11 protein-coding genes are annotated in these 13,293 nt (G+C 40.3%); 6 read left to right on the forward strand and 5 right to left on the reverse strand.

The features are described 5' to 3' along the window. The first annotated feature begins 43 nt into the window (after window positions 1–43). From Q0W26_RS01480 to Q0W26_RS01500, 5 genes are all read left to right on the forward strand, one after another. Window positions 44–442, forward strand: a complete 399-nt coding sequence (locus tag Q0W26_RS01480) for a 30S ribosomal protein S15 (protein ID WP_298521643.1) — start codon at window positions 44–46, stop codon at window positions 440–442. Beyond that, window positions 432–1,766: a DHH family phosphoesterase gene (locus Q0W26_RS01485; RefSeq protein WP_298521645.1), complete on the forward strand. Its 1,335-nt coding sequence runs from the start codon at window positions 432–434 to the stop codon at window positions 1,764–1,766. The genes Q0W26_RS01480 and Q0W26_RS01485 overlap by 11 nt, the downstream gene beginning before the upstream one ends. 1 nt (window position 1,767) lies before the next feature. Further along, the gene (locus tag Q0W26_RS01490; RefSeq protein ID WP_298521646.1) at window positions 1,768–2,955 is read left to right on the forward strand and encodes an aconitase X catalytic domain-containing protein; all 1,188 of its coding nucleotides are present in this window, start codon (window positions 1,768–1,770) and stop codon (window positions 2,953–2,955) included. Window positions 2,956–3,073: 118 nt separating this feature from the next. Next, on the forward strand, window positions 3,074–4,459 hold the full coding sequence (locus tag Q0W26_RS01495) for a Mur ligase family protein (RefSeq protein WP_298521648.1): 1,386 nt from the start codon (window positions 3,074–3,076) through the stop codon (window positions 4,457–4,459). Further along, window positions 4,452–5,960, forward strand: coding sequence for a Mur ligase family protein (locus Q0W26_RS01500; RefSeq protein WP_298521650.1), 1,509 nt, complete (start codon window positions 4,452–4,454; stop codon window positions 5,958–5,960). The genes Q0W26_RS01495 and Q0W26_RS01500 overlap by 8 nt, the downstream gene beginning before the upstream one ends. On the opposite strand, the gene Q0W26_RS01505 is transcribed toward Q0W26_RS01500, so the two are convergent. Beyond that, entirely contained in the window at window positions 5,955–6,356 is a 402-nt protein-coding gene (locus Q0W26_RS01505) for a pyridoxamine 5'-phosphate oxidase family protein (RefSeq protein WP_342765321.1), read from the reverse strand. The two genes, Q0W26_RS01500 and Q0W26_RS01505, sit on opposite strands and share 6 nt — an antisense overlap. Window positions 6,357–6,555: 199 nt before the next feature. Between Q0W26_RS01505 and Q0W26_RS01510 the strand changes: the two genes are divergently transcribed. Beyond that, on the forward strand, window positions 6,556–8,877 hold the full coding sequence (locus Q0W26_RS01510) for a DEAD/DEAH box helicase (RefSeq protein ID WP_298521651.1): 2,322 nt from the start codon (window positions 6,556–6,558) through the stop codon (window positions 8,875–8,877). 1 nt (window position 8,878) lies between these two features. Here Q0W26_RS01510 and Q0W26_RS01515 read toward each other — a convergent pair whose 3' ends face one another. Genes Q0W26_RS01515 through hisS form a run of 4 tightly spaced genes read right to left on the reverse strand, consistent with a single transcriptional unit; the run spans window position 8,879 to window position 13,188 of the window. After that, window positions 8,879–9,634: a sugar phosphate isomerase/epimerase gene (locus Q0W26_RS01515; RefSeq protein ID WP_298521653.1), complete on the reverse strand. Its 756-nt coding sequence runs from the start codon at window positions 9,632–9,634 to the stop codon at window positions 8,879–8,881. A gap of 7 nt (window positions 9,635–9,641) precedes the next feature. Beyond that, the gene (locus tag Q0W26_RS01520) at window positions 9,642–11,483 is read right to left on the reverse strand and encodes a PINc/VapC family ATPase (protein WP_298521655.1); all 1,842 of its coding nucleotides are present in this window, start codon (window positions 11,481–11,483) and stop codon (window positions 9,642–9,644) included. Beyond that, window positions 11,480–11,890, reverse strand: coding sequence for a phosphoribosyl-AMP cyclohydrolase (gene hisI, locus Q0W26_RS01525; protein WP_298521657.1), 411 nt, complete (start codon window positions 11,888–11,890; stop codon window positions 11,480–11,482). The genes Q0W26_RS01520 and hisI overlap by 4 nt, the downstream gene beginning before the upstream one ends. Window positions 11,891–11,892: 2 nt before the next feature. Continuing rightward, window positions 11,893–13,188, reverse strand: coding sequence for a histidine--tRNA ligase (gene hisS / locus Q0W26_RS01530; RefSeq protein WP_298521658.1), 1,296 nt, complete (start codon window positions 13,186–13,188; stop codon window positions 11,893–11,895). Between the last annotated feature and the right edge of the window lie 105 nt (window positions 13,189–13,293).

The following is a 13,293-nucleotide window of genomic DNA, read 5'->3' on the forward strand; positions in this document are numbered from 1 at the left end:
ATTGGGCTTATTTAAGATTTAAAAAATTTAAAGAGGTTTAATTATGGCAAGACCAGAATGGGTAACTTATAGTGATGAAGAAATTGAAGAAATGATTTTGAAATTTAACAGGGAAGGTAAAAGTACTTCTGAAATTGGTATTATCTTAAGAGACCAATACGGAATCCCTTCAGTTAAAGATGTAACCGGTGAAAGAATTACTGAAATTTTAAGAAGAAACGGTCAGGCTGGCGAATACCCAGAAGACTTAATGAACTTAATCAGAAGAGCCGTAAACATCAGAGATCACTTAGAAGAAAACCCTAAGGACTTACACTCAAGAAGAGGTTTAACTATCATCGAATCCAGAATCAGAAGATTAGCTTCCTACTATGTAAGTGAAGGTAAATTACCAGAAGGATGGAGATATAATCCAAGAGAAGCAGCACTCCTTGTTAAATAGGGCTAATGAAGCTACTGATATGCTCAAGGAGCATATCGAAAATGATGCTGTTATAAGAATAATTTCTCATAACGATGCGGATGGTATTTCTGCAGCAGCTGTCGTAGCGAATGCTTTGGCTGAAGAAAATGTCCAATTCCACACAACTATTGTCCCACGTCTTAAGCAGGATATGGTAAATCAGCTTAGAAGTGAAAAGTACGATTTATTCATTTTCTCAGACATGGGAAGCCAGTTCATTGGAGATTTCAACACATATAAGCACGACGTCATTGTTGCAGACCACCATCAGGTTAATGACACCGAAGCGGAAAGCAATGTCGTCCACATAAATCCTCATCTTTTTGAAATTGACGGGAGTAAGGATTTGAGTGGTGCGGGCTCCGCTTATTTGGCTATTCGTAATTTGAATAAAAAGCACCTGGCTTATTATGCTTTAGTCGGTGCATTTGGAGACATGCAAGGTCAGGAAGGGTTTACTGGGGTAAACAAAATGATTCTTGACGATGCAATCGAAAGCGGAAATCTGGAGATTCATGAGGATTTGAAAATTGTTTCAAAGACAACAGAACCGATTTTCAAGTCTCTGGCTTATACATTTTCACCGCCTCTTCCGGGAATCAGCGGTGATTTCGATGGCGCCCGTGAATTTCTTGAACGCATGAACCTGTCTTATGGTATAAAATTCACAGATATGGAGGATGAGGAAAAGGACCTGCTCAAAGAGGCATTGGTCAGCATCAATCCGGATATCTTTGGAAACTGTTATACTGTTGTTAAGGAGGCTCCAATGCTGCGTGACCTTGAGGAATACTCATACATCCTTGATGCATGTGGCAAAAATAAAAAGCAAGGACTAGGATTAAGCATAGCTTTAGGTGAAAAGGATCAGGCTTTGGATGCGGCTTTAAAATTGCAACGCCAGTATCGTGACCAGATTGTCAAAGGCCTTGAATGGGTTAAGAAGGAAGGTGCCCAACAGCTTAATACAATTCAATACCTTTACAGTGAAGATAAGGTATTGAAGTCTGTAATGGGTACAATTGCAAGTATTGGATTGTCTGTAGAGTTATTGGATAATTCAAAACCTGTACTTGGACTTTCAAGACTTCACAAGGATGTTAAGATTTCTGGAAGAACCACTCGTGAAATGGTTTCGAAAGGCGTTAATTTAGGAAAAGCGCTCCAAGATTCATCTAACAATTTCGGCGGTACTGGAGGAGGCCATGACATTGCGGCCGGTGCTATGATTCCTTATGAAAGCATGGATAATTTCTTGCATATTATGGATGAAATGGTTGAATATCAATTAAACAGTGATTAAAATGTTTTTAACAGATGAAGAACAACAAATGTGCGATGGGGAATTTGGAGAAACTATCAGGAAAAGCATGGATATTCTTGTTGCTTTAGGAGATATCTATGGTGCTTCCAAACTGGTTGACATAACTTCAGCACAGGTGTCCGGTGTTTCTTATAAAACCATTGGAGATGCAGGTCTGGAATATCTTGAAGATTTGGCATTGGACGGTTCAGGCAAGGCAACCATCAATGCATCTTTAAATCCGCCTGGGACTGATTTGGACAACTGGGAGGCATTAGGCTTTCCTCGCGATTTTGCAATAAAGCAAAACCAGATTGTTGACGCTTATGCAAATCTTGGAATTTCCAAAACATGCACATGCACACCTTATTTGGTGGGTAATGTTCCAAGATTCAGAGATCATGTTTCTTGGTCAGAATCATCTGCTGTTGCTTATGTAAATTCTGTAATCGGCGCCAGAACAAATCGTGAAGGCGGTCCGGCAGCACTTGCAGCAGCAATCGTTGGAAAAACTCCATTGTATGGGTTTCATCTTCCTCAAAATAGGAAAGCAAACCTTGTTGTCAATGTCAACACTGAATTGAAAGGGGCTGATTTCGGCGCTTTAGGTTACATTATCGGAAAGGTCGTTGGAGGTGGAGTGCCTTACTTCAAACTTCAAAACATTCCTAACAACAACGATTTAAAGACACTTGGCGCTGCTTTGGCTTCATCAGGTTCAGTTGCACTTTATCATATTGAAAATGTGACTCCTGAGTTTGATGTTGCAGGGGAAGATGATGTTGAAGACATAATGTTTATTTCACAAAAGGAAATTAACGAAACCCGTCAGAAATTATCAACCACTGATAAGGAGCCTGATTTGATTTGTTTAGGATGTCCTCATGCATCACTTGAAGAAATTAAACAAGTAGCTAGCATTGTACAAGGAAAAACAATCAAAAATAAATTATGGATTTGCACTTCAGTAAGTGTCAAAGCCACAGCTGACAGAATGGGATACACACAAATCATTGAAGATGCAGGCGGAAATGTCGTCTGTGACACATGTATGGTTGTAGCACCTATTGAAGAAATGGGCTTTGAAGTAATCGGTGTGAATTCAGCAAAAGCAGCAAATTACGTCCCATCCATGTGCGGACTTGATGTAGTTTATAACGATGTAGAGAATCTTATTCAATTTGAATAAGTTTTCTGCTATCCTTTTTTTTCATTTTTCTAATATTCGATAACGACTATTTTTTCTTTAACTTTAAATTAAATAAAATCCATAAATTATACTAATGAATTTATGAGGAAGACTTTTTATGAATTATTTAGTTGTTGGTGCTGGAAATGCTAGTAGGCCTGTTGCAAGACTGCTAAACCATTTGGGTCACGACGTTGTTGTCACGGATTTAAAAGACATTTCTGAATTTAAAATAGAATTTCAAAGAAGTTTAATTCAAATGGAAAAGGAAGGAGTCAAACTGGATTTGGCAAATAAGGACCCATCGGTTGAAGGTTTTGATGCGGTGTATGCTCCGCCTACATTACCTGATTCCGCCCCGATAGCTCAAAAAATTAAAGATTCAAACCTGAAGGTTCTAACCAATGAGGAATTCTCCAAAATCGTCAATGACCTGATTCCTGTAGACATTATCGGAATCACCGGAACAATGGGTAAGACCACAACCACATTCATAACCACAAGCCTTTTCAAGCAGGCAGGCTATAAGGTATGGTCATGCTCTTCCTTAGTAAACAACCTTGTTTCAGAAGCAATCATTGATGGAATCGTCACAGGAAAGGCTCAAGAGTGTGATATAGCTATTTTTGAACTTCCTCATGGTACTATCGGTCTTTTGGATAGGCTTGACGTCAAGATAGGGCTTCTGACAAATATTGCAGAAGACCATTTGTCTGAGTTCGGAGGATCATTGGAAAAATACCAGCAACGAAAACTTGTCCTCCAGGCCATGAGCGAAACATTCATTGCAAACGATTCCTGTCGTGAAATAATCGAAAAGGTAAGGGATGACGCAATGTTTTATGCATTGGATGAGGATGTTGACTTTAAGGGAATTGTCGGAGACGAATCATTGACTGTGAAGTATTCAGGTGGGGAGTTCACTACTCCATTCCACATGATGAGCTATTTCTTTGAAAACTCAGTTGCCGCTTCAGCAGTAGCATTGACATACGGCGTTGATAAGAATGACATTATCGATGCCCTAACTGTATTTAAAGGCCTTCCGGCACATATGGAGGATGTCGGAGATTACAACGGCAGAAAGGTAATTCTTGACTCAGCATTTCTCTATGATGGAATGAAAATAACTTTGGATTACTTTAAGGATGAAAGCGTTGTGCTTTTCCTTGATCATTTTGATACGTTGTCTGTAAGGGACAAGGTAGAAGTCGGCGAGCTGGTAAGCAATTATGACATTAAGGTTGTCATCGCCAGCGGTTTTAATGAAGTGACACAGGAAGTGGAAATGGAGGCGGCACAGGAAATTTTGGACGCCATCTCAAACCCTAACATTGAAAAGGTGGCCGTTGAGACAATCGAAAAGGCGGCTGAGCTCACATTCAAATATTCCGAACCTGGAGACATAATTTTACACATGGGACCTCTTATAGCATATGATAGGCTGACTACCGTTGATAAAATCATGAAAGGATTAGATGAGGGAAGTAGAAAGTATGAATAAAAATAAAACTTTCGGAGTTATTGGCGTTTGTGGAGCAAACGGTAATTTAATAGCTAGAATTCTTAAGCAAAGAGGATACAATGTCATTGGAACAGATTTGTCCTTTAAAAAGGACTGCAGATTTGCAAAGGCTCTCGGCGGCTATGACATTGATGTCTATTATGGACAGACTCCGGACAAGTTTTTTGAAAGGGCAGATTATATTATCCCGCCTGCCAGCATGTCAAAGGATTCCGAAGTTTTAAAGAATTGCGGAAAGCCTATTCTGGAATTATATGACATCATTGAAATGATTAAGCCTGAAAAGCCGGTATTTGGAATAACCGGTACAAACGGTAAGACAACCACAACAACTTTACTTAAAAAAATAGCTTATGATAATGGAATCAAACCTTGTGAACATGACCTTGAAGGCATGCAGGGCAATGCGGAATTCATACCGATTCTTCAATCCAGATTGGATGGGGATGTCGGAATTTTGGAAGTAGGAACCTTCGGAGTTCCGGGCACTGTCGGAAGGATAGTAAAGAACACCGACATGTCCTCTGGGCTGATTACAAACATCACTCCTGATCATTTAAATGACCTTGGAAGCTTTATGGATTATGCCAATGTCAAAGGGGAATTCATCTCTGAATTGGGACTTGGACAGCTAATTGTCAATGGTAATGACCCTACAATCATCGGGCTTTTAAGGGAACTTGACTTTAAAGGAGAAGTCATCACATTCGGTGTTGATGAGCTTCCTGATTCAATAGGAATGAAGGAATGTGTCTGCGGAGCTGAAATCGCAGTTAAGGAAATTATTTCCGGTTGCGGTTATTACTTCTGCAAATGCGGAATAACAACTCCTCAGGTGGACTATGTTGCAACAAACATCGATTTGCCTAACAGAACATTCGATTTGCACACTCCTACTGAAAAGTTAACCGTTAAAATGGGTGTTGACGGACTTCACAACGTTTATAATCTGACAGGCGTAATCATTGCGGCTCACGTGTTCCTTGATTTGCCTTATGATAAGATTTTACCTACAATTGCCAGTTTCACAGGTGTAAGCGGAAGGATGGAAGAGGTAGGCAAAGTAAAGGGCAAGGACATATTTGTTGATTATGCACACAATCCTGCCGGTGTCGAAACTGTGTTAAAGGAATTCAAAAAATTATTCGGAGAGTTTACAACTGTCATTACCGTTTCATCAGAATCAGGTTATGTCGGTGACATGGACATCTTCAACAGCGTTTTGAAATTCTCCAAATTCATCGTTCCTGCTTCAGTAGCTTCTCAAAAAATAGCTTTGGAAAAATTGAGGGCCAATCCTAAACTGAACGACAGGATATTTTTGAATCATGTTGATGATTTTGAAAAGACAGGAACTCTTGGAGCCTCTGAAGAAGAAGTTCGTGACGGTTTAAGAAAGGCATTGAACCTAGATTGTGAAATGGTAATAGCTATCGGTGAAGCTGCTACCAAATTCAAATCTATAGTTTTTGAATTATAATTCGTAGGTTTTTGGTGGCTCTCCGGAAAAGTCAGCGATTGTTGCTTTACCGTTGATTGTAAATACTTCAAACACTGGATTTTCACCGGTTTCGTATAATGCTTTTACAAGTTCGTTTGAATCGATCACTTTCTGTTTTAATTCTATGCTGTCGGTAAATTCGACTTCACCAGCAATTCTTAACCATTGGAATTCCGGAGTTGCAGTTACGATTTCACAGTTTGGATTTGCATCAAGTTCTTTGTACATCGGTTTGTTGTTTGCGGTACAGAAGTATGGTTTTCCACCCTCTTCGAAGTAGAACAGGATTGGTCTTACTTTTGCGTTTCCGTCAAGTCCGCTGGTTGCTAAGTATATTAAAGAGTTTTCTTTTAAAAAATTTATTACATCGTTTATTTTTTACATCTCCTAATTGTTTGTTGTTTATAGTTTAATTAAAGGTATATAAACCTTTTTTGTAACTTTCAGGTAACGCAGTAACCTCTTGGTAACCGCCGATTACTTTGCAAATGCTCTCACTAAACCTTTTATAAATAGAAAGAATTAATATGATAATATAAACGGTATTGTAAATTAGATATTGCGGGTTAAAATCATGGCTAGTTATATTACACATCCCTTAATCAAGAAAGATGCGATTGAATCCAGGTTGTATCAGCAGGTCTTGGCAGGGGATGTATTGAAGAAAGGAAATACGATGGTGGTTGCACCTACTGCACTTGGTAAAACCATTGTTGCAATCTTGGTTGCTGCAGACAGGCTGCAAAAGGTTAAAAATTCTAAAGTGCTGATTCTGGCTCCATCCAAGCCGTTGGCCATTCAGCATGAGGACAGCTTTAAGGAATTTTTGAATCTGCCATGCTCTTCCATAACCGGTGCCGTAAAAACAGATGAGAGAGTTAAAAGGTGGGAGGAATCAAGAATCATCTCAGCAACTCCTCAGACTGTTGAATCTGATTTATTGAATGGCCGTTACGATTTAAGCAGCGTTTCACTAATTGTTTTTGATGAATGCCACCATGGCGTTGGATCATATTCCTATGTTTATCTCGCTTCACGATATGTTCAGGAATCCAATTTTAATCTGATTTTAGGACTTACCGCTTCACCGGGTTCCGATAAGGCAAAGATTAAGGAAGTTTGCGCAAATCTCTATATCCAAAACATCGTTGTCAAGACTGAAGACGACTCCGATGTTCGCCCTTATTTCAATCCTGTCGAAATCGACTGGGTCAGGGTTAAGATGAGCAGCGAGCTTGAAAAAATCAAATCCTACATAGACAAGGCCTTGAAGGTAAGGCTCAAGGCCCTGAAAAACATGGGCATCATAAGGACAGTCTCCGTCGGTAAAGTGGATATCCTAAAGGCGAGAGGAAGGGTTCAGGGAGAAATTGCACGTTCCGTCAATCCGGATAAGGACCTCTTCCAGGCGATTTCCATATTAAGTGCCGTCATTAACATCCAGCATTCCCAGGAGTTGATTGAAACCCAGGGCGTCCAGACTTTCAACAAGTATGTTTCAAGATTGCGCAAAAAGAAAACCAAAGCGGCAAAGTCATTAATGTGGGATGACAATTTCGGCAGAGCCGTGAAGCTTGCCCGTGATGCTGAAAAGAATGGTTGGGAGCATCCGAAATTAAGGGAAGTAACTAAAATCCTGAAAAAGGAATTGGGCAGTGAAGACGGCCAGACCAAACTTCAGTCCACCAGATTTGCCGAAAACGAGGATGAAAAGTCTTCAAAGATAATAGTTTTCACCCAGTACAGGGACACTCTGGAAATGATTCACCAAAAGCTTGAAAAGGAAGGAATCAAATCCGCAAAATTCTTTGGTCAGGCGTCCAAGGATGGCGAGAAGGGCCTTACTCAAAAGGAACAGAAAGCCATTATCAAAGCGTTTAGGATGGGAGAGTACGATGTGTTATTGTCAACAAGCGTTGCCGAAGAGGGCATTGACATTCCTGCAGTTGATTTGGTGGTTTTATATGAACCTGTTCCGTCTGAAGTCAGGATGATTCAAAGGCGTGGAAGAACTGGCCGTAAAAGGACAGGGCGCGTAAAGGTGCTGCTCACTATGGGCACAAGGGATGAGGCATATTACTGGTCCAGCGTCAATAAGGAGGCTCAAATGAAAAACCAACTCATTGATCCGGATGTGTTGGAGGAATTGAATGCCTCTGCAATCGAGAGGATGGAAAACGAAAAGAGAGTAAAGGTCATTGAAAGGCCAAAACCAGAGCAAACCAAGCCTGTTGTCTATGCGGACTCAAGGGAAGGCAATTCAAAAGTAATCAGACATCTGTCTCAAATGGACATTGACGTTAAAGTTCACTCAATGGCCGTCGGTGATTATCAGGTAAGCGATGAAGTGGTTATTGAAAGAAAGACTGCCAAGGATTTTGTAGATTCAATCATTGACAAAAGGCTGTTCAAGCAGGCCCGTGAATTGTCCGAAGAATTCAAACGTCCGTTGCTCATTCTTGAAGGAGATGACATTTACAATGGAATGATTCATCCGAATGCGGTCAGGGGAACCATCGCTTCCATTGCACTTGACTTTGGCATAAGCATAATCCCAACAAGAAACTCTGAAGACACGGCGGCAATGATTAAAAGAATCGCAGTTCGAGAACAGACTGGTGAAAAACCTCATATTCAAATCAGGACAGACAAAAAGCCTGTAAGCTTATGGGAACAGCAGCTGTTCATTGTCGAATCGCTACCTAATATAGGTCCCGTCAACGCCAAGAATCTGCTCCAGCATTTCGGCTCTGTTTTGAACGTGATCAATGCATCCGAAAGCGAGCTTCAGGAAGTTGAAGGCATAGGTCAAAAGACGGCTAAAAACATTAGAAAAGTAGTTGAATCAGAATATTTGTACTTCCAAAAAGAAATTAAGGAAAGAAAACTTCTTTAATTTAAATTTTAAAATTTTCTTTCATATATTCATAACTTTTTTTGATGGAATCGAAGTCATTTACTTCAATGATATAGATGCCATCGTAATTATTTTTCTCAAAAGTATTGATGATAGTGTTTAATTCAATGGAGCCTTCACCTAATGTAAGGTGTGCATCATCATCACCAAAATTATCATGCGCATGTATGTGTTTAATCGAATCAAAATACATTGCCTCTGGAGGATACTTCGCATGGTTTGCATGGCCGATGTCCAGTGTCATTGCCATGTCAAGTGAAACCAGCAATTCATTTAAGTCTTCTAAATTCTGATAAATCATAGCATCAAAGATTGGCATATTCTCAATTGTGGTAAGCACTCCTGAATCCCTGCTGTATTCTCCAATCTCTTTGATGGATTCGTCTGCAACATTATACACTTTGTCAAGGAAATATTTTTTGGCTAAAAATGAGGCTAGGCCGGGATGGACTACAACTGCCTCGGCATCAATTTTATTTGCCAAATCTATTGAGTCCTTGATTTGTTTGATGGAATTTAATCTGCTTTTGTCCTGCAATGCTGCAATATTGACATCCATAAAAGGAGAATGAATGGAATATTTCAGGTTGTAGCTTTCCAGCACGTCAATGTCAATGTCTTCTGACGGGAACTGATGCACCAGTTCAGCATATTCGATTCCTAAACTTTCAATAAATTCCAGAGTTTCTTCCAAGCTGTATTCTATTCCAGCTAAAGTAGATGCACCTATTTTCATAATATCACTATTTTCTAACTGCTGTAATCTTCAATCCCATTTCAATTGCTTCCAGGATGAAGTCGGATAATTCAATTCCGTTTTTAATCTTCACTTCACCTTTTTTGGAGGTTGTGGCGGTGAGTAGATACTCTCCTTCAATTAGTATGTCGAAGTTCTGCCTTCCGTTTTCCTTTCCAAGTTCTAAAATCATTTGTTTTCTGGTGTGGGTAATGTCAACTTCAATAGGTGTCTTATCAACAGGTTTTTCATCAATGACTTCCACGCCCAGGCTGATTCCGATTTCCTGTTCGATTTCTGCTATTCTCTTGCCGTTCTTTCCGATGATTTTTGGAACGTACTTGTCCGGAATGTAGATGTTTGCTCTCTCCGGTGAGATTACTTCAACGTCCACCTTCGCTTTTTTAGGCAAAAGTCTTTTTATTTTCCTTAAGATCTCATTTTCAGCAATGATGTCTACAGATGACTTGTCCGGACCGTCTTGGGAGGTCCCGTTTACCAGATCCATGTCCATGACGATAGTCTGTTCACCGTATGTGTAGATTTCGTTTTTAAGCTCGCCTGTCTCGAAGTCCCTCACTTCAATGACTGGCCTTGCAAGGTCCGCTTCCTTCATTCCGCTTGGAACCTTTACTGTCATTTTGGTTTCATAAACGCTTGTCACTCTTCCGTTTTCGATATAAATGCTTGTATCGACAATTGAAGGTATCACACCAAGCTCCACCCTTGAGGCAATTCTCTGAATCGCATCTATCGGACGGGTCGCATGGACAACTCCAATCATTCCGACTCCTGCAAGCCTCATGTCTGCAAATATGTTGAAGTCGGTGTTTTTTCTAAGCTCATCATAGATTGTATAATCCGGCCTTACAAGCAACAGGACATCAGCGGTATTTTCCATGCTTCCTTCAAGTGGAGCATACTGGGTTATTTCATCCGGAAGCTGCAAGTCCCTTGGTGATTCCATGGTCTTCACGACCTTATTCAATTTTGATGAATAGTATTTGGCTATAGCTTGCACAAATGTGGATTTGCCTGCTCCAGGAGATCCTGAAATCAGTATTCCTTCAGCACTTGTGCGGATTCTATTCAACAATTTCTCTGATAAGTGATATTCGTCCAAATCGATATTTGCCACCGGGCGAACAACGGTAATTTCCAAACCCTCTGCAAATGGAGGATATGCTATAGAAATTCTGTATTCTCTTGACTGCACTACAAAGGAGCCTTCCTTGTCTGATTCAAGATATGTTTTTGAATCGGTATGGGCCTTTTCAAGAATCTCATCAACAATTTCCTTAAGTTCTGAGTAGGAATAAGGTTTGTCTGAAAGCTTTACAAAGTCAATGTGGCCGGGAGTTCCTTTTTTAGCCATCGCAACCACATTCTCCTTGAAATGAACTGACATTGTTGTTTCGTCAAAGAATTTTTCTATAGAAAGAGCTTTATGGATGTATTTTTGTTCAAAATAGTAAACCGGAATTCCCTGAGCCTTTGCAACTTCCGCCTGCACTTTATCATTTGTCAGCAATGTTCCAAACTCTGATCTTGCAAGGTCTCTGATGATGGCGTCTATTTCTCCACTTTTTGCATATTTGATGTCGTAATTGGTCGGACGTTTGCCTTTGAAAGTGACTGCAAGCTCTCCGTCATCCTGCATCTCCTGCAGTTTCTGAAGCTCTGCCAGTCCTTTGGCACCTTCTGACCTTTTTGCATTTGCCTGATGTTCGAGTTCACAGACTACCGCTTCCGGCACGATGATTTCGGGATAGTCAAAATCCCCGTTTTCAATCAGTTCGCTTACAGCGCCGATTATCACTGCACTTGTATCTGGGATAATGCATTTCATTTGTACACATCTTCTGGGTTCACGATTCTTGGAAGCACAATCTCCAAGTCATCATCTTTTAAATCTTCAATGTCCACTTCATTGTCGGTGTTGACTTTTCTAAAGAAGCAGGAAAGGTATCCTTCATGGCATGCGGCACCGGTCTGCTTTATTTTCAGCACAACAGCATCCATGTCGCAGTCGACTAGGATTTCCTTGACTTCCTGGAAATGTCCTGATGATTCGCCTTTCAGCCATAGCTGGTTTCTTGAAGTGCTCCAGTAGTGTGCTTTTCCTGTTTCGATTGTTTTTTGAAGCGCTTCCCTGTTCATGTTTGCAAGCATCAGGATTTGGTTGGTGTCGGCATCCTGGGCAACCGCAGTGATTACCTTAACGCCGTTTATTTCATGTCTAAAGTTGATTTCCATAATCATTCCTCTTTTAAGTAATTGATAATGTTGTCAATGTCAATCAGTTCCTGGTTTCCGCTAACCATGTCCTTAATGGTAATCTTGTTTTCCTTGAGGTCGTTTTCACCGATGATTGCCATTTTAGGAACTTTGATTTTGTCAGCATAGTTCATGAGCTTTTTGAATTTCTTTCCGTTGAGGTCAACATCCGCCTTGATGTCGTTTTTTCTTAAAAGCTGTGTAATCTCATATGCTTTTCCCCTTACGCTTTCTGAAATCGGTGCAACGTAAATGTCCAGGTGAGATGGCAATTCTTCAGCATCGCTCAGCTCTTCAATTGCGTTCATCAGTCTGTCGAAACCGAGTGCAAAACCTGTTGATTCGACTTCCTGGCCTCCGAAGAGTTTCACAAGGTTGTATGAGCCTCCGCCGCAGATCTGCTTTTGGGCACCGAGCTCTGGGACATATATTTCAAATACGATTCCGGTGTAATAGTCAAGGCCTCTTGCAACACCGAGATTTAATGTGTAATTGTTAACATCAAATGACTCTAAAAGTTCAATCAGTTGTTTGAACTCTTCCAATGCTTCTTTTGGCTCATCGTAAGGTGCAAGCAATTCTTCAACATCGCTCAATATTGACTTGTCTCCGACCATGTCAATCAGTTTTAACAGGATTTGGTTCAATTCGTCATTGTCGATGACAGGTTCGTCTCCGCTTAGTGATTCGATTAGCAGGTCCTTGTCTCCCTTGTCAATAACGACCATGATTTCCCTTTGGGTTTCGGCAGTGATTTCAAAGTGCTTGAACAGTCCCCTTATTATTCCGAGGTGGTTGAGATTAACGTCAGCGGTTGTGATTCCCAATGCATTGATTGCATCGGTACAAAGCGCAATGACTTCAGCCTCGCCTTGAGGGGAGTTTGCGCCAATCAATTCGCAGCCGAATTGCCAGAATTGTCTGAACCTTCCCTTTTGAGGTCTTTCATATCTGAAACAGCTTCCGTAGTAATATAGTTTGATAGGTTTTGCGGAAGTCTTTTCGAGTTCGTTCAGGTATAATCTTGCAACCGGTGCTGTGATTTCCGGTCTTAAGGTTAACTCTCTGTCTGATTTGTCCTTGAAATTGTATAACTGGTTTACAATTTCCTCTCCGGATTTTGTTGTAAATAATTTTAATTCTTCAAATAAAGGTGTTTTAACCTCTTGATAACCGTAATTTTCAAATACATTTCTTAAGGTACTTTCTGCTTTTTTTCTCTGTCTCATTTCATCAAATAAGAAATCCCTAGTACCTCTTGGTCTTGTAAATTCCATTTTTGCTCTCCTATGATTAAATTTATTATAATATAATTATGTTTTTTAGGTGTTATATAATCTTTTATTCACTATTACTTTTCAAATGCTCTCGGGTAAATTGTT

It is taken from the genome of uncultured Methanobrevibacter sp. (assembly GCF_947169325.1).
Lineage (GTDB): Archaea > Methanobacteriota > Methanobacteria > Methanobacteriales > Methanobacteriaceae > Methanocatella.